The sequence below is a fragment of the Reinekea sp. G2M2-21 genome (assembly GCF_015687175.1).
In the GTDB taxonomy this organism is placed as follows: domain Bacteria; phylum Pseudomonadota; class Gammaproteobacteria; order Pseudomonadales; family Natronospirillaceae; genus Reinekea.
In genome coordinates, this window is sequence record NZ_JADPQG010000001.1 from 1,594,157 (window position 1) to 1,613,347 (window position 19,191).

Consider the following 19,191-nt stretch of genomic DNA (forward strand, 5'->3'; position numbering starts at 1 on the left):
CATAAAAGGCCTGCAAAAGCAGACCTATTTCAATACAAATAAACGGCGTTAGTCGACATTAATCGCGATAGTGTCACTGGTGAGCACTTTGCCCTGCCAATCCACTACTTCTACTGTCCATTCACCGTCCCATTCAGGCAACAGTTGCTTTGAAGAATAGACTCTCCAACGGGGTCCACCAACACTGAAGTTCACTTCGGCCATCACCTTACCCTCGTATATCCAACGATGGGTTACGGCTGAATTCTGAAAGCCTTTTAATTCCGTGAAGAAATACAGCGGATTCACATTCATTGCATCTGTCAGAGCATCGACCGGCTCACGGTCGGCAATATTAGATGTAAATTGGTGTCGGGCAACGTCTTGTTCAGCGAAGACCAGGCTTGCAAACAGCAATGCGGAGAACGCCATCAGTTTTTTCATAGTGCTTGTCCTTTTCGAGCGTGGATTAAACTTTTTTATATCGTGTTTCTAACTGCAGCTGAACGGCTAATTGCCACCCTCACCTGCAACGGGGTCCTTTGGTCGTGTCAGCCAGCGATCGGGGAAATCGGCGGAACTACACCCGCATTCTGCGCTCGATGCCGCAAACAATGATCCATCAAAACCAGTGCCAACATGGCCTCAGCAATGGGTACCGCACGAATACCCACACAGGGATCATGACGGCCTTTGGTGACCACATCGATGTTCTCGCCTTTGCGGTTAATACTGCGACCGGGCGTGGTGATCGAAGACGTTGGCTTCAGCGCAATGTTGACCAGAATATCTTGCCCGGTGGTAATACCACCTAATATGCCACCGGCATGATTGCTTTGGAAACCTTCCATTGTCATTTCATCACGGTGTTCTGTGCCTTTTTGCGCCACAACGTCGAAACCGTCGCCTATCTCTACGCCTTTCACCGCATTAATACTCATCATCGCGTGGGCAATCTCCGCATCAATGCGATCAAAGATTGGTTCTCCCCAGCCAGGTACCATACCACTGGCCTTGACCGTGACTTTGGCACCGACAGAATTTTCCTCGCGCCGTAGTTGAGTCATGTATTCATCCAACGCGGTCAACTGTGCCGGATCGCCACAAAAGAAAGCATTATTTTCAATTTCATCAGGTTGCGGACAGCCGAGTTTAATGGGACCCAATTGGCTCAGGTAGCCCTGAATCTGTACGCCGAATTGCTCCTTCAGATACTTCTTGGCTATAGCTCCAGCTGCCACCCTCATAGCCGTTTCACGAGCAGAACTTCGACCACCGCCACGGTAGTCGCGGAATCCGTATTTTTGGTCGTAAGCGTAATCCGCGTGCGCAGGTCGATAAGTATCCGCGATATTTGAATAATCTTTACTGCGCTGATCCGTATTCTGAATCAACAGTCCAATAGGGGTTCCGGTCGTGCGACCTTCAAAAACACCTGATAAAATCTGCACTTCATCGGCCTCTCGACGTTGCGTGGTGTGCTTGCTAGTGCCGGGTTTCCGGCGATCTAGATCTACCTGCAGATCCTGTTCTGATATTTCAAGACCTGGCGGGCACCCGTCTACAATAGCGCCTAAGGCTTTACCATGGCTTTCACCAAAGGTAGTCAAGGTAAATAAACGACCGTAGGTATTTCCTGACATATTCTGACTCTTCGTTGAATCGCGACGCCAAACACGGCGCGAGATTTTATTTTATTGTAAAAAAACGTGTTGGTGAGCTTTTAAATCCTGTGCGGAAATCACAAAGACACCGTGCCCACCCGCGGTAAATTCTGGCCACTGAAATGGTACATCCGCAAATGTTTCCATCAACATGACAGCACTGTTACCAACTTCGCAAACAAGCCATCCATCCTCAGTTAAGTAATTCGGTGCATCCAGCAAAATTCGACGCACAATATCAAGACCATCATCTCCGGCTGCGAGCCCTAAACGGGGTTCATGCGCAAATTCCGCGGGCATATCATCGATATCTTCTGCGTCAACATAAGGCGGATTACTGACAATCAGGTCGTAACGAGTATCTGGCAGTGCCTGGAACAAATCGCCTTGGTACACATCAACCTGATAACCCAGGTCCTTGGCGCTGACATTATCAATGGCAATATCAACCGCCGCTTCGCTCAGATCACTGATGTCCACGTGACTTTCCGGAAATGCCCGGGCCATGGCAATGCCAATACAACCACTGCCGGTGCACAAATCCAGCAGTTGTCTGGGTTGCTGCACCAGCCAAGGCTCGAATCGGGTTTCGATGAGTTCAGCGATTGGCGAGCGGGGAATCAACACATCCGGCGTCACCCGGAACGGTTCATTGCAAAACCAGGCTTCCTGCAGCAAATACGCTGCGGGGACTTTAGCCACGCAACGCTGCTCGATATTGGCTAGAATCTGCGCTTTTTCATCCGGCAACAACGTCGATGAATAAAAGATTTCTGGAGTGTCCCAGTCTAGTTGCAATGTTCTGAGAACTAAATATTGCGCTTCACTGATGGGATCGGCAAACCCATGTCCGTAGAAACATTCATGACGCTCCATCTGACTGGCGGCGTATCGGATCCAATCGGTTATCGTGGTTAACGGTTGCAGTTCCTGCAACGACGGAAATGCTTGTAAGGAGACCGGAGCCATAGTCGCTTCTTTTTGTTGAAAGGCGCAAGTATAACGATGATGCGTTCGATGCAAAAGCCAACAACCCGAGGTAATTTTTAGGAATGGCTCCGAAGTATCTTCACGAAAGTGGCCTTAGCCGCTCAATCGCCCAGCCACTGCTCGTTCACCCATTGGGCTACCACATCGGGGGATTCCAAATGCAAATGGTGAGAACCGGACAGAACCGACGTAGACAATCTCGGAATAGCGGCTTTACGCTCTTCCATCACCGTTTGATAGCTGGGCCATAAATGCGCATTGAACAAAGCAAGGGACACAGGGCACTGAATACGCGCGAGCCAAGCCTGAGCGTCGGCTTCGGATAGTCGCCAAAGGCTTTCCTGCCGCAATCGCCGATCATAACGGTGGTACCACCCCTGCTGGCTGTACCCCACCGCTCGTTTTGCCATAACGCTTGCCGCAGACGGCGATAATGGAAACGTACCCTGTAAGCGGGAATCAACTAAGGCTGCATAACTGTCGTAATAACGCATAGGGAAGCACTTGCGCCGGTTATCGTAGATGCGCTGAAATCGTTCCAGGTTTTCACTTTGCTCAGACACGATGGGCCCAAGTGCGTCTAGCGAAAGCAATTGAGAAATGCGTGAATCGACCCCGGCCAGCAACTGAGAAATCACCGCACCCAGGGAATGCCCGAGTACCCGGTATTCCGCCCAGTCTAGTTCGTCCAACGCTCGGCCGAGTGTTGGCAGCCAATTCAGTAAAAAAGTACCATCTAACTCCGGCAACGGTGCTGAACAACCATGACCGGGTAGTTCCAGACTCCAGATTTCAAACCCAGGCAGCGCATCTGCCAGTAGTTTGAATGTCATGGCGTTATCTAGGAAACCATGAAAAGCGAGGATTTTACGGCCCTGCCCAAACCGAATACCCCCCAATTGACCATTGAGCAGTTCAAAAGGTATCAATCCCGTACTCCCATTTTGATTAACAATTGCCGGATATCACGGGCAGTTTCCACCGGATATTCGAGCGGAAACATGTGACTACCTGCAACCACACAACTGGTGAATCCGAGTTTGTGCTTCATTCGTCGATATTGATGTTGACGCACCGTATCGGTATCCCGTCCTACCAACACGCCCATAGGTACCTTCATCTGCCGTTTCGACAGCACCATTTTGTGAGGTAGGGTTCGGTATACAGCCAACTCAACCTCCAGACGATAGCCTAAATCGAAAGAACCTTGTTCATTTGCGACCAGCGAATGGGTGACATAGTCGGCTAAACATTGAGGGTGAAAATTGGCGAACATTTTCCGCTGCGCGAAATATCCGATCGCATCCTCGCGCGATGGCCATTGCGTTCGTCTATTTTTTGATTTCCGTGCCGGCGTGATGTGATCGATCAATCCTGTGGATTTGGCCATCCGGACCAGCCAGGATTCCGCAATATTGAACGTTGGAACATCTAGCAATATCACGGCTTTGAATAGTTCAGGCCGTTCCAGCGCAGCCATCAACGTCAATGCGCCCCCTAAAGAATGACCGACACCAATAACCGGTTGCTGATGTTCCCGCTCGATGGTGTGAATCAACTGTCGTTTAAGATGTGTCCAGTTATTGGTAACGGGGTAAGCTGGGTCATGTCCCAGCATGGGGATTGTTTTAATCTGATAATACGACTCCAGTTGCGACAGCAGCAATTGATAGGTTGCCGAAGGCAATCCGTTGGCATGAGCAAAGTGCAGTTCTGATTTCATGAGAGCGATTATTATTGTCGATTACCCCAACAGTACCAGTAATCGACATTTTTTCAAACGGCCGTTTGAAAAACTCAACCCCAAATTCGATGCAAAGGGTTTATTTTGCGAAGGAGTGTCATAGGTGACATGTGCTGGTCAATACAGTCCGCACCCTACCGGACCCAGAGCAACTGGGCGCATCCCGGTTGAAAATCGTCTGCTTCCAGGCAAGCTATGTCGGCGGTATGCAGATTAATCGACTGGGCCTGATTCCCACACAACAACCGAACCAAACGCGATAATAATGGGTTATGCGCTACAATAAGCTGGGTTTTCAAGGTTGGATTTATCAGCTCATCAATAATCGGGTCGAGCTCGCAGTCGGGCGTGACTCGTTCATCTACTGTCCGATAGGACACTTGAAGCCCCTCACCTACAAGTATGTCGGCAGTTTGAAGGGCTCTCAGATAAGGACTGACAACCATCAGATCAATCGTCGGGAGCAGCGTCTGCTTACTGGCCACGGAGGCGCGCCCTGTAGCCGTCAAGGCACGCGAAGCGTCATCCTTAAGATAGGGTTCAGCTTCGCCATGGCGCATCAGGAACAATTTCACGATTCTTGATCCGATGGCCAGTCCGCGAATGGATAGACTTTCTCTTCTGTTTGGAATGTCAGATAAGCCAATATCTGCGCCTGATAAGTCTTTAAAGAGCGACTGAAATTCAACAATGACTCAATAGGTTCATCCTGAAACCAGAGAGTTAGCCACTGCACAAAGGCCATTAAGCCTGTCACAATTAAACTAACCCGTAGAAACAGCCAAAACAAAATCATATAACCGAGTCGGAAAATATGGTGTTCACGTTGTTCTTTTTGCATGGTGAGATCCTTTTTAAATTCCGGCAGACATAAATTCAACGTCCTGTGCCAGATCACCTGACATGAGTTTCTTGGCAATGGCTTCAACCGGCAAGTTTTCATAGATAATGCCGTAAAGACCTTTTACCAAGGGCATATATATACCCAATTCTTCTGCCTTGTCATTAACCATTCGTAACGTATTGATGCCTTCAGCAGTTTCACCGATCTTCTTGATCGCCTGTTTAAGTGTCAGTCCTTCACCAATGTAATAACCGACCCGATAGTTACGACTCAACTTGGAGGTACAGGTGACGATCAAATCGCCAACGCCGGCCAACCCCAGAAATGTCATGGGGTTGGCACCCAAACGCACGGCAAATCGTGACATTTCCGCCAAAGAGCGGGTAATAATGGCCGCCTTGGTGTTGTCAGCCATGCCCAAGGCTGCTGCCAACCCGGCAACGATGGCGTAAATATTTTTAATGGCACCGGCCATTTCAACCCCATAAATATCTGGGTTGCCATATACTCGGAAGGAACTGCAACTGAGCATTTCCTGCACATTTTGCCGCAGTGCCTGGCTGTAGGAAGCAATAACCGTCGCAGATATCTGATGATCGGCGATCTCTTTCGCCAAATTAGGCCCTGAAATAACACCAATTTCGTGTGCCGGGGCAACATCGTGCAATATCTGGCTCATTAACTTAAAACTGTGCGGCTCGATGCCTTTAGTCAGGCTAATCAATTTAGTATGAGCGGGTAAATGAGGGACGGTTTCTTCGACCACTGCGCGAAAGGCTTTACTGGGCACCGCCACGAAGACGTAATCCGCGTTGCTGACCGCTGACTTCAAATCCAATGAGGGTTGCAGGTTGTCCAGAAGTTTATAACCGGGCAAATAACGGGAGTTTTCCCGATTCAGGCGGATGTCATCGGCTTGTTTTTCGCTGCGCATCCACAACGTAACCTGATGCATGTTCATGGCGGCAATATTGGCAATCGCAGTACCAAAACTTCCGCCACCCAATACTGTTACCTTACTCGCGGTAAGCCCTGGGGTGTCAGACACGGTATTTCCTTAATTAATTTGATTTTCGATACACTCGACCAGTTCTTTAAAGGCCTGGCGATTGTTTTCATTCAGAGACATGAGGATTTTGTGAGCTTCGAGCACGCGGTCCCGGGCTACGTCTTCATCTAATGGCGTGATATCAGCTTCGACCAACTGCGTTGCCTCGGTCATTTCACTCTGCGTAACCATGGTGTACACGCGGTCTTTAAAGCCCATCGATTCAACAATACGGGTGATATCAGGGTGAGACGAAATCAACAATGGTATGTGGCCCATTTTAGGCGTGGCCAAGCGGGATATTTTGGCCAGTAACCCCAGGCTGGTGCTGTCTATCCCCTGAGCTTCGGTGACGTCAACGGTAACAGAGCTGAACTTAGGGTCCAGGAACATAGTATTCAGGCAGCTATCAATAGTGGTACACAAGGTCATTCGAACATCACCTGTCAGCTTAATAACATACTGACCCTGACGATTGGCCATCAAAACACGACCGTTACTCATTGCTCTAACCTTCGTTAAGATTTCTCAACTGTTAAGACTGTAATATCGTCCGGCGCATCGACAGTTTTGCCCTTCGCGCGTAGCCGGTCTAAAAAATCGTGCATAGTATGGGTTGGGTCGCTACCTAACTCAAGCAACCGTGTCTCTTTTTCAGATAAAGTTGACTCATCCATCAATTCAAAGATCCCATCAGACAAAAGCGTCAATTGTCTGAACCCGGTTAAATCGAGCGTACGGGTCTCATAACCCGAATCGTCAAATAACCCAACAGCCAGGCTTTCGGGTTCAATTAATTTGTTTTCGGTTTCAAAACAAACGATCGGCGCCGGAAAATGCGCAGCAACGGAGTAGTCCATTCGATTTTCCAGTGTATCGATCACGCCATAGAACATGGTGGCATGTTTACCGGTTTGGGTTTTCAATAGTTCGAGGTTAATCTGCCGCAATACCTGTCCTGGGTTAGTGACGATATCGGAAGTATTGTTTTCCAACTCATCCCGATAACGGTCAATCTGAGTTTTAATCAGCAAGGTGATCAAAGCGGAACTGGCGCCGTGGCCGGACACATCGGCAATGTAAAAAACGAGCTGGTTTGGTCCCAGCTCAAAATAATCGACCAAATCTCCGCTTAAGTAGGTAGAAGGCTCCATGTCATGCCATATTCTGAAATCGCCCTGAGACAATGGAAAGCGCGGCAAGAGACGCTGTTGTACCGCCCTGCCAGCCTGTAAATCCAGCTTCAACCGATCCACATGATCTTGCAGTTCCTGATTGCGTTTTTCAAGCTCTTGACGGTAACGGTAATTCTCTTTAAACAACAAGGAACGCTCTAAGGCCCGTTCGACCGAATGCTCCAGAACGCTCAGGTCCACAACCGGTTTCATCAGATAATCCGCCGCGCCCAGTCGTAAGGCTTCGACAACGTCGGTCATTACACCGGCACCGGACACAACGATAACCGGCGTCTCATCGGTTGTTTCCATGATGCGATTAAGTAAATGTAACCCATCCATACCGGGCATGCGCAGATCGCAAATGACCAGATCCGGCTGTTCTGCTTCGAAGATGGCAAGACCTTCCGTGCCATTGGCAGCTTCCAAAATGTGATAACCGCTGTCTTCGAAATAGGCAACGATCGAGTCTCTGACGGCTTTTTCATCTTCAACAACCAACAAGGTCGCGTCATTCAGGGCCATAGCTATCTTCATCTTTACTGTGTAATTCTGCCAAGTTAGCCGTACTGCGTTTTAAACGCAACTCTTTGACAGCCGTCTTAAAATGAGATTAAGGTAGTCGGGATGAGTCATCTCAATAAAACGCGCACGGCCGATGCGTTCGACACTGACTGCCGGCAGACTACCAGATGACCCACACACAGCCTTGTCTGAGTCAGAATTCGTGGCTGTTCAGTGTGTTTTAACTCAAGCCAGCAAGCAGCATTGTCCAAATACGATACTGCGTTGCCTTTACAACATAAATCAGAGGTGAGTTATGGTATTGAATGAGCGAGACTATGAAGAAAAGCGTAATTACATTCGGATGACAATGAATGCGTCGGCGACGTTGTCCATTAAAGAAGGTGACGCCATCGAAGTCACCTGTATCGACCTCAGCGCCACAGGGATGTCGATCCGAGCGAATCGCGCCGTCAAAAAAGGCACATCGGTCCACGTAAATATTCAATCCCCTAATGAACAGTTCCGCTCTATGGATGCCGACGCCGTCGTTTTGCGCTGTGAGCCCCATGACAATGGCGACTATGAGCTTGGGTTGGAAATTGAAGTCATGAAATAGCTTGAACCTATAAAAATGGCTTTGATGTTAGTCAAAGCCTTTGCGATGAACAAGGCCTGACATGGCCGGCCCTCTGTTTCAGTTCTTTGAACCTAAAGGCAAACAGCGGTCAAAACGCTTCGTCAAGAAAATCTTCACCCTCAAACACTTCAACCGGATCATCCTCAATAAATTCGTCGTTTAGAATCAGACCATCGTTAACGTCATATTCCCGCTTGGATAAATACGCCTGTCGATACAAGGTGTACTTGTCACCACTCAAGAGCCCCTCCGCAGACAACAGATCCGCTCGGGTTTGCAACCCGCTGGTGAGGCCGACGGCCAGCCGTTTAGGCACGTCTAGCGGTGCATAAGTCAGCGGGCTCATGAAGGGGTCGACCACTACACCGACGCCATCTCGCAAACTTGAAGGCCCGAGTATCGGCAATACCAGGTAAGGACCGCTGTTTAACCCCCAAACCCCCAAGGTCTGCCCCAAGTCTTCTCGCGCTGCATCAATGCCAATTTTGCTGGCAACATCGAACAACCCACCAATACCCACCGTTGTATTAATTAAAAATCGACCGGTCGAACGGGCTGTTCCATCCAGTTTGCCTTGCAACGTATTGTGAACCGCGTTACGCACTTCACCCAAGTTGGAAAAGAAATTCCGTACCCCACGCTCCGCAAATTCCGGCATAACCGCTTGATACACCTTGGCCATGGGTCGCAGCACAACGGTGTCTACGGTGTCGTTCACGGTAAAGACGACCCTATTAACAGGCTCCAAAGGGTCATCGTCGCTGGCAATCGCCAGATTGAAACAAAAGCTTAACAGTAATGATGCTGAATATATCAGGCCGATTGGTGATCGTTTATCCATGCTGAAAGTGCTTGCTCTGCGCGAGTGGAAGATGTTGCCCTGACGGGTTTATGGCGGTCTGGTTTGCTATCCACCTCGGGTTGAATGGCAGAAACCACCTTCTGAAAGGAGCTCGCTGCGCGTCGCGTCTCCTTCGCGGCCTCAAAACTAGCGACATTTGCTGATTTTTTCAAATTTTTCTCGATTACTGCAAAGCGACGACCTATGCCGATGGCCCCTTGGTTAACCATTTTAATTTCGCGGGCGGTGGTCAATTGAAGCCTTTGCAATCGGTCCTCTACCGAGCTCAGTCGCCTCATCGTCAAGATCGTGGTCACCGCCAACATCATCAGCATGATGGACAGTGCAATTTCTAAGAAGGTGAACGGTATTCCTGCAAACATAGTCATGAGCCACGGGCCTCCATTTTCTTGACACTGAGACACGGTTAGCAGGAATCAGGCCAATACCCTTTCACACCCCTCCGTACTATTCGCGGATACGGTAACGCAACTGTGCCCCTGTCAACTCAAGGTTAGCTTGACCGATAAAAAAAAGATTAAAAAGCTAATACGGAGAAAACGTGGTTACACCAAAAAAGATCAGAAAATGGTTATTCGCGCGATCATTGCGTGAAGCCCTGAGTCCGCATCAGGATCAGGGCTCGTCAATTAGAAGTCGGACAATTCAGCCCATTCAGAATCGGTTAGCAGGTTCTTGATCTCAATAAGGATCAACAGCTCGTCATTTTTGTGGCTTACGCCCTGAATATAGCGCGCATTGTTTTCGTTACCGACATTTGGGGCTACTTCAATTTCAGATTGTCTCAGATAAACGACCTCGGCCACGGCATCCACCAAAATGCCGACCACCTGATTGTCGGTTTCCAGAATCACAATCCGCGTGTTGTCGGTTATTTCACTACCCGGTAACCCAAATCGTTCACGGGTATCAACCACCGTAACGACATTACCCCGCAAGTTAATAATCCCGATCACATAGGAAGGTGCGCCCGGAACGGGTGCAATCTCACTGTATCTCAGGACTTCACGAACCTGCATGACGTTTATGCCATAGGTTTCGTTTTCAAGTCGAAAAGTTACCCACTGCAGTATTGGATCTTCCCCTGCTTTTGCAGTCTGAGCGGTCATGTTACTTCCTCCACATCTAGAATCTTCTAACTATAGTTCACTATTTATCGGCTTGCGCTACGCATTCTTTAACAGGACCGTATAACCGCTCAGGCCGTCAGAATTTTGGAAAAGGCATCGAGGTCGATTAAAGCACACATTTCAGAAATCACCGTTCCTGCCAGCCAGGGGCGCGCTGTTCGCAAACTTCGCCACTTAACCGCGCCAGGCTCAAGACTGATTGACCCTTCAATGGTATGAGCACCGAACGCCCAATCTGAATCGTGCACTCCAACGGCGAATTTTAGCAGGCTTGCCGTTTCCGGATCGTAGCGTTCAGGCATCACCAACTGACCAGTGTCGACGACACGGATATTACGATCCTGCTGAATGGGCAATAGACCAAGAAACCACTTTGGCTGATCAAACAGCGGTGTCAGCTCACGGTCCAGTTTATGAATGTTACCGAGTAACAATAAAGGGACAGCAAGCTTAAGGCCATCGACCGAGAAAACCAGACAATCAAAACGCTCCTGCGCCCAGGTGGGGCGCCCATTCTTTTGCCAAACCGGAGGCTGATCTCTCTGCGGTTGAGGTGCATCCAGAACGGTTTCAACGACACTTGGTTCAATGACCGGTTCGGCGGCTCTGATCTGTATCTCTGGTTCTGGCTCTGGTTCTGGTTCTGGCTCTGGTTCTGGTTCTGGTTCTGGTTCTGGTTCTGGTTCTGGTTCTGGTTCTGGTTCTGGTTCTGGTTCTGGTTCTGGTTCTGGTTCTGGTTCTGGTTCTGGTTCGGCCAAAATATCCAAATCTTCGGGCAGTTCCAAAACCTGCTCGGCCGGTTGAACACTTTCTACTGCCACAACAGTCTCTTCAACGGGTGCGACAACGACATCAACTTCTGCCTCAACCGTCGAAGTGGCCTCATGTAACATTTCATCCAGATAAGACATGACCGCCAATTTGCTGGTAATTGCGGTTTTTGTCTTTGTGGGTTTTGACTCGGTCATATCCGGTTACTGTTTAACGTCTGGATTGAATTGAGCAGCGCTACTCTCAGTCTGGGTCCGCTGCACTGTTGCAACATGGCCAAGATCATGAAGTCTTGGCATCTCTGCTGAGCTGGTGTCATAGGACTTCGCCATATAGCCGTAAGTTCAAAGCCCGGCTTGACCAGTGCAAATCGCAACACCGGTGTGCTGCCGGAATCCGCGGCATCCATCTTCTGGGTATCCAAAAGCAAGGAGCTGAAATAGTCCTGCACTGCGGTTTGGCTGTTTATGGTTGAGTTCGACATATCAAGCTTCCAACAACGTTTTTAACAGCAACTTGTAGGCTCTCGCGCCTCTGGATTCGGCATCCATTTGGCTGATCGCCAGTCCCTCGCGACTGGCATCCCGCAACCGGGTATCCACTGGTATAGCCATATTCCAGATATGCCCCTGATACTGTTCGCGCAAAGTTTTCAGACTCTTGATGGACGCCTGCGTTCGGCGGTCAAACATGGTTGGGATCACCAGATAATCCAGATCACGCTGTTGCGAATGCATAACCATTTTGATGGTGTGCACCATGCGTTCGAGCCCCTTTAATGCCAGAAATTCTGTTTGCACAGGCACCAGTAATTTTTTACAGGCGGCCAAAGAGTTGATGAGCAGCACACCCAACAACGGCGGCGTATCGATCAGAGCGTAATCAAAATCGTCCCACAACTTTGCCAGCGTCTTTGACACAACCAACCCCATGCCATCCTGCTGACTGACGTTTCGCTCTAATGTCGCCAAAGCTGTTGAAGCTGGAATCATTTTCATCGAATCGATAGATGTATCAATTAACACGTCACTGAGAATATCGTCAGGTATCTTGCCGCCATGCATAAAAAGATCAAACGCACTGTGAGGAACGTCATCCGGGTTGTATCCGAAATAACTGGTCAGAGATCCCTGTGGATCCAGATCAAACAACAAAACCCGTTTGCCCTGCTCTGCCAACATGGCCCCCAGAGATACAACTGAAGTAGTTTTTCCGACACCACCTTTTTGGTTTGCTATCGACCAAACATGCATATAAAAACCTCTTTTGTTTACCGGCTCTGGGGTTGACGTTCAAAACCGGCAACGACAATGGCGATTCGCCCAGAATTCAACATTTCCGTATCTGAAAACGACGGCTGATAATGTGAGAACGCGACAGCAGACAATCGCTGACCTCCGATACCAGCACGCTGCAAATAACGCAGTACATTGGTTGCCCGCTGGGATGTCAGATCCCAACCGTCCACTGTTTCTGTTTGCTCTGACGCCAGACTGTACCCTTCAACCGAAACCGGTAGCGACATCGAAGACAAAAGTTTCCCGACCTCATAAAAAATGGCTTCCGCGTCATTTGTTATATCGGCGGAGCCTGGCAAAAATGTAACGGAATCTGCGATTTGAATTTCGATCCATGATTCATCGCCGCTGACACTGAACAGCTGGTTTTCGATGAGCTGTTGATACGCCTCACTAAGTTGTTTCTGAATGTCGAGTAACGTCGATTCCAGCGAATAGCGTTCACTGTCAGCAATATCGATATTCGTACCCGGCAACGGTTCTGGCTGAAATAACGGGTTAAACACATCCGGTCCTTGTGGCGTAGTAAGCAACTCTATGGGCTCAACACTTGAGGGCTGAACATCAAATAATTGCAGCAAAGTCTCGCTGACTTGTTGAAATTTTTCAGTTTGCAAAGAGCTGATGGAAAACAGGAACGCAAAGAAAGCAAACAACAAGGTTAAAAAATCTGCATATGAAATGATCCATCGATGCTCACGATCCGCATTTCCCGCGTATTTTTGCCTTCTCAATTGATTCACAAACGATACTCCCGTAAACGATGTTCCAATACCCTGGGGTTCTCGCCGTCAACAATCGACAACAGCCCATCCAAAGCCATCTCTTCAAACTGAGAACGCTGCAAGGTATCCGCCCGCAACCTTCCTGCCACGGGCAAAAAAAACAGATTGGCCAACCCAACGCCATAGATCGTGGCCACAAAAGCGGTGGCAATTCCTACGCCTATCGCTTGGGTATCTTCAACCTGCGTCATCACCTGTATCAACCCTAAAATCGCGCCGATGATTCCCATGGTCGGCGCATAGCCACCTAAGGAGTCAAAAAATTCAGCAGCACGCAACCACTCGCCTTCCCGCGCTTCGGTGGCAACATTCAAACTTTTCTGAATTTTGCTTTTTTCCGATCCATCAACAATGAGTTGCAACCCCAACCGAAGATAAGGGTCCGGCTCTTTTCCCGACTCCGGGTCAAGGCTCAAAGGTCCATTGCGGCGAGCAAATTGGCACCAGCGAACGAGCTTTACAACGGCTAAATCACATTGCGTCGGATTACGCCAGAAGATCGTTGGAAAAAGCTTCCAAGCAGACTTCCAGGTTCCAGCATCGGCTTGTATCATCCCCGCGGCCAGCGTACCGCCCAACACAATTAAGGCAGCGGGCATGTTCGATAAAGAACCGGCCTGGCCGCCTTCCAGTAAATGACCACCAAATACAGCAAACCATGCCAATAGCAGCCCGGCGAGTGCAATCATGAGGTTTCCCTGTCACAAAGAGTTAGTGTAAGCGTAGACGGAATGACGATAGTTATCACATGAGGTTGAGTCCTGCACTGGACTCAGTTCAAGGTAAGATTTGTCCGCTTATCGGACAACTTCTGCCATTCGTTTCGCCACATCCAACAGAGGAATCACTTCATCTGCGAGATTAGCTTTTACTATTGCAGAAGGCATGCCATCTATCACACAGGTACTTCCTTCCTGAGCCCAAACGACACTGTTTGCTTGTTTCAATAATCGGGCACCATCTCGACCATCCGCTCCCATACCGGTCAGCACGATTGCCAAGGCGTGATTACCATAGTGTTTTACGGCACTGCCGAAGGTTAAATCCACACTGGGTTTGTAATTCAACCGAGCATCACCTTCGAAAATCTTTATTTTACCTTTCGCCGTCAGCATCATCTGCATACCACCTGGCGCCAGGTAGGCAACGCCTGGTTTCAGAACATCACCGTCTTCGGCTTCTTTCACGCCGATACGACATTGACTATTCAGTCGTTCTGCGAAGGCACCGGTAAATGAGCCAGGCATATGCTGGATTAACAGAATAGGAGAAGCAAAATTAGCCGGCAATTGGGTCAAAACTTTTTGCAAGGCAACAGGTCCGCCGGTTGAGGTGCCGATCAGAACCAGTTCAAATTTCTGCGTATACTGTTTTGCCTGACTGACCCTCCGAGCCGGAGCAACCGGTGCTGCCGTTGTTAAACCAACTTTGGGTTTTGCCACCGCAATGAGTTTTTCCACCAACACCTGTTTCAAGCTTGAATTAGCACCAGACACCCGCTCATAACTTTTTGGCAGGAAGTCAACGGCGCCTGCGTCCAACGCATCCAAGGTGACCCGGGCGCCTTTCAAGGTAAGAGAAGAAAACATCAAAATGGGCGTCGGTTGCTTATTCATGATCTCACGAACAGCGGAAATACCATCCATCATTGGCATCTCGTAGTCCATGGTAATGACGTCAGGTTTTAATCGAAGGGTTTTATCGATGGCCTCGCGACCATTACTGGCTTCACCGACAACTGTTAATTGCGGGTGCGCATTAATGATGGATCGGATTTGTTGTCGAAAGAAGGCTGAATCATCAACAACCAGAACCCCAATGGACATGCACGACCCCTTATTTAGTGACTATCCAATATATTTAAGCAGACCGACAGGAAGCCCGCCATGTCATCTGAAGGCAAACCTGAACATTTCAGGCCAGCATAAAAGACCTCAATAGAATATCTCACAAGAAAGGAATGCCCTGTGAACTTATAACCCAGCCAAAACAACAATCATCCCGCTCACTCGCAATGCTCTATTACGTATTCAGAATTGAGCGGGCCATTCCCATATCACTCGCCGCTCAGGGCTTATCGCTGGACAAAGATAATCGATCAGCAAAAACAAAGTGGTTTCGGCTAGGTATGCGCTTTCAGCAAACTTGGAATATCCAAAATCAACGCAATTCGTCCATCGCCGGTAATTGTCGCGCCTGCCATACCATCAGTTCCCTGCAACATTTCACCCAGGGGCTTAATAACAACTTCCTCCTGACCGACCAATTGGTCGACCACGAAACCAACGCTTTGCGTACCCACAGTAACGACCACCACGTGACCGGTCTTGGTCTTTTCCGAGTGGGCGCCATAACCTTTAATCAACCAATGCTTGAGATAATAGAGTGGTATAGGTTGACCTCGCACCAGCACAACTTCCTGCCCATCGACAACGTTGGTTTTAGACAGGTCTAGATGGAATATCTCATTCACGCTAACCAAGGGCAACGCAAACGCCTGATCCTCCAGCATCACCATAAGGGTGGGCATAATCGCCAACGTCAAGGGTACTTTTATGCTGATGGTCGTACCGACATTCAAAGCCGATTCAATATCGATAGTTCCGTTAAGCTGGGAAATTTTCGTCTTCACGACATCCATCCCGACACCCCGACCGGACACATCGGATATTTCGGTCTTGGTACTGAAGCCGGGCGCAAAGATCAGATTAAAACACTCTTTATCGCTTAACCTGTCCGCAGAATCTTGATCCATAACACCGCGTTTGACAGCAATCGCTCGCAGTTTGTCTGGATCCATTCCGCCACCGTCATCCATGATCGTCAACAGAATATGATCCCCTTCCTGTTGCGCAGACAAAACAATGCGCCCGGTTCTGGGTTTGCCATTGGCTTCCCGAACATCCGGACCTTCCACACCATGGTCAACAGAATTGCGCACCAAGTGGACCAGAGGATCGGCCAACGCATCGACTAGATTTTTGTCTAAATCAGTTTCTTCACCAACCAACTCCAAATTCACTTCTTTCTTTAAATTCCGCGCCAAATCTCGAACTACCCGAGGAAACCGTCCGAAGACCTTCTTAATCGGTTGCATCCGGGTTTTCATCACGGACGTTTGTAGATCTGCAGTCACGACATTCAGGTTGCCAACTGCTTTGGTCAACGTTTCATTTTCCAGTTCAGCACCCAACCTCACGAGCCGGTTGCGCACCAATACCAACTCACCCACCATATTCATGATGTCGTCTAAACGCTGAGTGTCCACGCGGACTGTCGTGTCCTGGGAAGACTGTGGTGCTTTCGCAGGCGCCCCAGTTGTGGCTTTGGTGGCCGGCGCAGCAGTTGAAGCCGGTGCTTTTTCTACCTCAGGTTTAGCCGGTACTGCCTGACTGGCCGGTGCAGCTGGCACGGGATCGGTTTTTTTCGCCGGTGCAGATTCATCGGCGATTGCGTCAATTTTGAATTTACCCTTCCCATGCAGTTCATCCAACAGGGCTTCAAATTCATCGTCAGAAATTTCATCCGACGATGATTTCTGCTCCGGTTCGGATGCAGGTGTCTCCGGTTGAGGGGATGCGGAAGCGCTGGTTTCTGGCGCAGCACTGTTTACGGCAAAGTTACCCTTGCCATGCAGTTGATCCAATAATGCTTCAAATTCTTCTTCGGTAATTTCATCTTCACTGCCACCGGCTGCAGTCACAGGTTCAGGTTCTATGGCGGACTCTGCGCTTGGGGTTTCACCTCCATCTGGCGCGATGGCGTCTAATAACTGTTCAAATTCCGAATCAGTAATATCATCACCTGGCGCCCCAGAGGCGACGGATTCATCAACCACTGTTTCAGGCTCGGGTTCCGTCGTCACCTCAATTTCCGCCGCTGGTTCTTCAAGACCTTCGGTTTCGGATGCAGGCTTGGCGTAAAAATGAAGCTTCTCAATTAACGCGGGGTCAGCGGCATTCAGCGGTTCTCCGGCATTGACGGACGCAAACATCTCGTTAACGGAATCCAGTGCATTGAGCACGTAATCCATCAGGTTGGCATCAATAGAACGTAAACCATTTCGCAGCGTATCAAACACGTTTTCAGCGGCGTGACAGCAGTCAACCAGTTCAGTGAGCTGTAAAAAACCTGCGCCGCCTTTTACTGTGTGGAATCCACGGAATATCGCATTCAGTAAATCTTTGTCGTCTGGCGAGTTTTCTAACTCAACCAGTTGCTCTGAAAGCTGTTCTAGAATTTCACCGGCTTCAACTAAAAAGTCCTGGAGAATTTCGTCATCTGCCTCGAAGCCCATACGTGTGCCCCTTAAAAACCTAAACTAGATAAAAGATCGTCTACATCGTCCTGGCTGGCCATTACGTCTTCTTTCGTGCTATCGATCTGAGGACCGTGACCTTTCATATTCATATCGGCAGCTGAAACTTTTTCTTCACCTTTTGTGACAATTCCGGTTATGGCTTCCACCTGGCTGGCCATAAACACCAGATCCACAAGGCTGGCTTCCACTTCTTTCACCAAGCCAGTCACCTTGTTAATGACCTGTCCGGTTAAATCCTGGAAGTCTTGAGCCATCAGAATTTCGGTCATGTTACCGGATAATTTGGAAGCATCTTTATCCAGCCGTTTAAAGTAATCGTCGAGTCGCCAGTAGAGTTCCCGGAATTGATCTGGCGTCATATCACGCTGTACTAAACGCTCCCATTCGCTTTTAAGTTCATTGGCTTCTTGCCTTAATGCGTCTGCAACCGGAAGGCTCTCTTCGACGAGATCAAGTGTTTTGTTGGCAGCCTTATCCGTCAGCTCTACGACGTAACCTAACCGATCCGTGGCATCAGTCATTTCAGAGACATCTTTATCTTTGGCGGAATCAATATGGAAGTTTGTGATGGCATCATGCAAGGCTCGGGTCAAGCGTCCGACTTCTTGGTACAAACCGCGATCACGAACGTTTTGCATATCCTGTAATGTCAGCAAAGCGGAATCGAACTGACCGTTACTGATGTTGTCATGCAGTTCCATGGCCTTTTCACGCAACATAACCATGACGTCCTTGTGACCGTCAATAAATGGTGTCCGTGCATGTTGCAACTCAACGAGTACATTGATGGCTTCTTCGATATTTCCCGAGTCAACATGTTGAAGAAGCACTGGTGCTTGCTCTTTCAGCATTGCGGTAAACTCATCCGGTGTCGGATTCTGTTCACTCATAGCTACCCCCGCAATTTAAAACGACGTATTTACCATCAACCCACACGTTCAAATATTTTTTCAATTTTTTCTTTGAGCGCGGCAGCGGTAAATGGCTTCACCACATAACCATTCACGCCAGCTTGGGCAGCGGCGACAATTTGGTCACGTTTCGCTTCAGCAGTTACCATCAATACCGGGACTGTCTTCAGGCGGTCATCGGATCTGATTTTTTGCAAAAGCTCGATCCCTGTCATACCGGGCATATTCCAGTCGGTCACCACAAAATCGTAATCACCACTTTGCAACATAGGCCAGGCGGTTGAGCCGTCGTCAGCTTCATGCGTATTGGTAAAACCCAGGTCCCGCAACAAGTTTTTAACGATTCGACGCATCGTTGAAAAATCGTCGACTACCAGAATTTTCATGTTTTTATCCAAGATGACCTCCTATAGCCTTATCCGGACATGTGCTACTTAATTCATAATAGACCGTGCTAGCGGCCTATCCAGTTTTTCGCGGATTTAACCCCGTATCTGGAACGATTTCAATCCACTTTCTCCGCTA

At 48.9% G+C, this 19,191-nt stretch carries 23 protein-coding genes; 1 reads left to right on the top strand and 22 read right to left on the bottom strand.

Annotated elements, in window-relative coordinates:
• Positions 1-48: 48 nt before the first annotated feature.
• The 10 genes from IYN85_RS07270 to IYN85_RS07315 form a co-directional block, all read right to left on the bottom strand.
• Positions 49-423: a DUF2914 domain-containing protein gene (locus IYN85_RS07270; RefSeq protein ID WP_196158147.1), complete on the bottom strand. Its 375-nt coding sequence runs from the start codon at positions 421-423 to the stop codon at positions 49-51.
• A 107-nt stretch (positions 424-530) separates the two neighbouring features.
• A complete protein-coding gene (aroC, locus tag IYN85_RS07275) occupies positions 531-1,622 on the bottom strand; it encodes a chorismate synthase (protein WP_196158148.1) in 1,092 nt (363 codons plus the stop codon).
• Between the two features lie 51 nt (positions 1,623-1,673).
• A complete protein-coding gene (prmB, locus tag IYN85_RS07280; protein WP_196158149.1) occupies positions 1,674-2,612 on the bottom strand; it encodes a 50S ribosomal protein L3 N(5)-glutamine methyltransferase in 939 nt (312 codons plus the stop codon).
• Positions 2,613-2,734: 122 nt separating this feature from the next.
• Positions 2,735-3,562, bottom strand: coding sequence for an alpha/beta fold hydrolase (locus IYN85_RS07285; protein WP_196158150.1), 828 nt, complete (start codon positions 3,560-3,562; stop codon positions 2,735-2,737).
• Positions 3,559-4,356, bottom strand: coding sequence for an alpha/beta fold hydrolase (locus tag IYN85_RS07290; RefSeq protein WP_196158151.1), 798 nt, complete (start codon positions 4,354-4,356; stop codon positions 3,559-3,561). The genes IYN85_RS07285 and IYN85_RS07290 overlap by 4 nt, the downstream gene beginning before the upstream one ends.
• Before the next feature lie 155 nt (positions 4,357-4,511).
• A complete protein-coding gene (locus IYN85_RS07295; protein WP_196158152.1) occupies positions 4,512-4,952 on the bottom strand; it encodes a histidine phosphatase family protein in 441 nt (146 codons plus the stop codon).
• On the bottom strand, positions 4,949-5,218 hold the full coding sequence (locus IYN85_RS07300) for a DUF4389 domain-containing protein (protein ID WP_196158153.1): 270 nt from the start codon (positions 5,216-5,218) through the stop codon (positions 4,949-4,951). The genes IYN85_RS07295 and IYN85_RS07300 overlap by 4 nt, the downstream gene beginning before the upstream one ends.
• A gap of 13 nt (positions 5,219-5,231) precedes the next feature.
• A complete protein-coding gene (locus IYN85_RS07305) occupies positions 5,232-6,269 on the bottom strand; it encodes an NAD(P)H-dependent glycerol-3-phosphate dehydrogenase (protein WP_196158154.1) in 1,038 nt (345 codons plus the stop codon).
• Between the two features lie 9 nt (positions 6,270-6,278).
• Positions 6,279-6,773 carry an anti-anti-sigma factor gene (locus tag IYN85_RS07310; RefSeq protein ID WP_196158155.1) on the bottom strand — a complete coding sequence of 165 codons (495 nt, stop codon included), beginning with the start codon at positions 6,771-6,773 and terminating at the stop codon, positions 6,279-6,281.
• Between the two features lie 14 nt (positions 6,774-6,787).
• Positions 6,788-7,969, bottom strand: a complete 1,182-nt coding sequence (locus IYN85_RS07315) for a response regulator (protein WP_196158156.1) — start codon at positions 7,967-7,969, stop codon at positions 6,788-6,790.
• Between the two features lie 295 nt (positions 7,970-8,264).
• Between IYN85_RS07315 and IYN85_RS07320 the strand changes: the two genes are divergently transcribed.
• Entirely contained in the window at positions 8,265-8,567 is a 303-nt protein-coding gene (locus tag IYN85_RS07320) for a PilZ domain-containing protein (protein WP_196158157.1), read from the top strand.
• Positions 8,568-8,676: 109 nt separating this feature from the next.
• On the opposite strand, the gene IYN85_RS07325 is transcribed toward IYN85_RS07320, so the two are convergent.
• The 12 genes from IYN85_RS07325 to cheY form a co-directional block, all read right to left on the bottom strand.
• Positions 8,677-9,429, bottom strand: a complete 753-nt coding sequence (locus IYN85_RS07325; RefSeq protein ID WP_196158158.1) for a VacJ family lipoprotein — start codon at positions 9,427-9,429, stop codon at positions 8,677-8,679.
• Positions 9,402-9,818, bottom strand: coding sequence for a hypothetical protein (locus IYN85_RS07330; RefSeq protein ID WP_196158159.1), 417 nt, complete (start codon positions 9,816-9,818; stop codon positions 9,402-9,404). The genes IYN85_RS07325 and IYN85_RS07330 overlap by 28 nt, the downstream gene beginning before the upstream one ends.
• Before the next feature lie 261 nt (positions 9,819-10,079).
• Positions 10,080-10,559 (bottom strand): chemotaxis protein CheW, encoded by a 480-nt coding sequence (locus IYN85_RS07335; RefSeq protein ID WP_196158160.1) that lies wholly within the window; start codon positions 10,557-10,559, stop codon positions 10,080-10,082.
• An 89-nt stretch (positions 10,560-10,648) separates the two neighbouring features.
• Positions 10,649-11,548 carry a chemotaxis protein CheW gene (locus IYN85_RS07340; protein WP_196158161.1) on the bottom strand — a complete coding sequence of 300 codons (900 nt, stop codon included), beginning with the start codon at positions 11,546-11,548 and terminating at the stop codon, positions 10,649-10,651.
• Complete coding sequence (locus tag IYN85_RS07345; protein ID WP_196158162.1) at positions 11,545-11,835, bottom strand: hypothetical protein; 291 nt, start codon at positions 11,833-11,835, stop codon at positions 11,545-11,547. Before IYN85_RS07345 ends, IYN85_RS07340 begins: the two co-directional genes overlap by 4 nt.
• A 1-nt stretch (position 11,836) precedes the next feature.
• Entirely contained in the window at positions 11,837-12,604 is a 768-nt protein-coding gene (locus IYN85_RS07350) for a ParA family protein (RefSeq protein ID WP_196158163.1), read from the bottom strand.
• A gap of 17 nt (positions 12,605-12,621) precedes the next feature.
• Positions 12,622-13,392: a flagellar motor protein MotB gene (locus IYN85_RS07355; protein ID WP_196158164.1), complete on the bottom strand. Its 771-nt coding sequence runs from the start codon at positions 13,390-13,392 to the stop codon at positions 12,622-12,624.
• Positions 13,389-14,123 (bottom strand): flagellar motor protein, encoded by a 735-nt coding sequence (locus IYN85_RS07360; protein WP_196158165.1) that lies wholly within the window; start codon positions 14,121-14,123, stop codon positions 13,389-13,391. The genes IYN85_RS07355 and IYN85_RS07360 overlap by 4 nt, the downstream gene beginning before the upstream one ends.
• A 108-nt stretch (positions 14,124-14,231) precedes the next feature.
• Positions 14,232-15,260 carry a chemotaxis response regulator protein-glutamate methylesterase gene (locus IYN85_RS07365; protein WP_196158166.1) on the bottom strand — a complete coding sequence of 343 codons (1,029 nt, stop codon included), beginning with the start codon at positions 15,258-15,260 and terminating at the stop codon, positions 14,232-14,234.
• A gap of 296 nt (positions 15,261-15,556) precedes the next feature.
• Positions 15,557-17,731, bottom strand: coding sequence for a chemotaxis protein CheA (locus tag IYN85_RS07370; RefSeq protein WP_196158167.1), 2,175 nt, complete (start codon positions 17,729-17,731; stop codon positions 15,557-15,559).
• Positions 17,732-17,742: 11 nt separating this feature from the next.
• Entirely contained in the window at positions 17,743-18,645 is a 903-nt protein-coding gene (locus IYN85_RS07375) for a protein phosphatase CheZ (protein ID WP_230390515.1), read from the bottom strand.
• A gap of 35 nt (positions 18,646-18,680) precedes the next feature.
• Positions 18,681-19,064: a chemotaxis response regulator CheY gene (gene cheY / locus IYN85_RS07380; protein WP_196158168.1), complete on the bottom strand. Its 384-nt coding sequence runs from the start codon at positions 19,062-19,064 to the stop codon at positions 18,681-18,683.
• Positions 19,065-19,191: the final 127 nt, after the last annotated feature.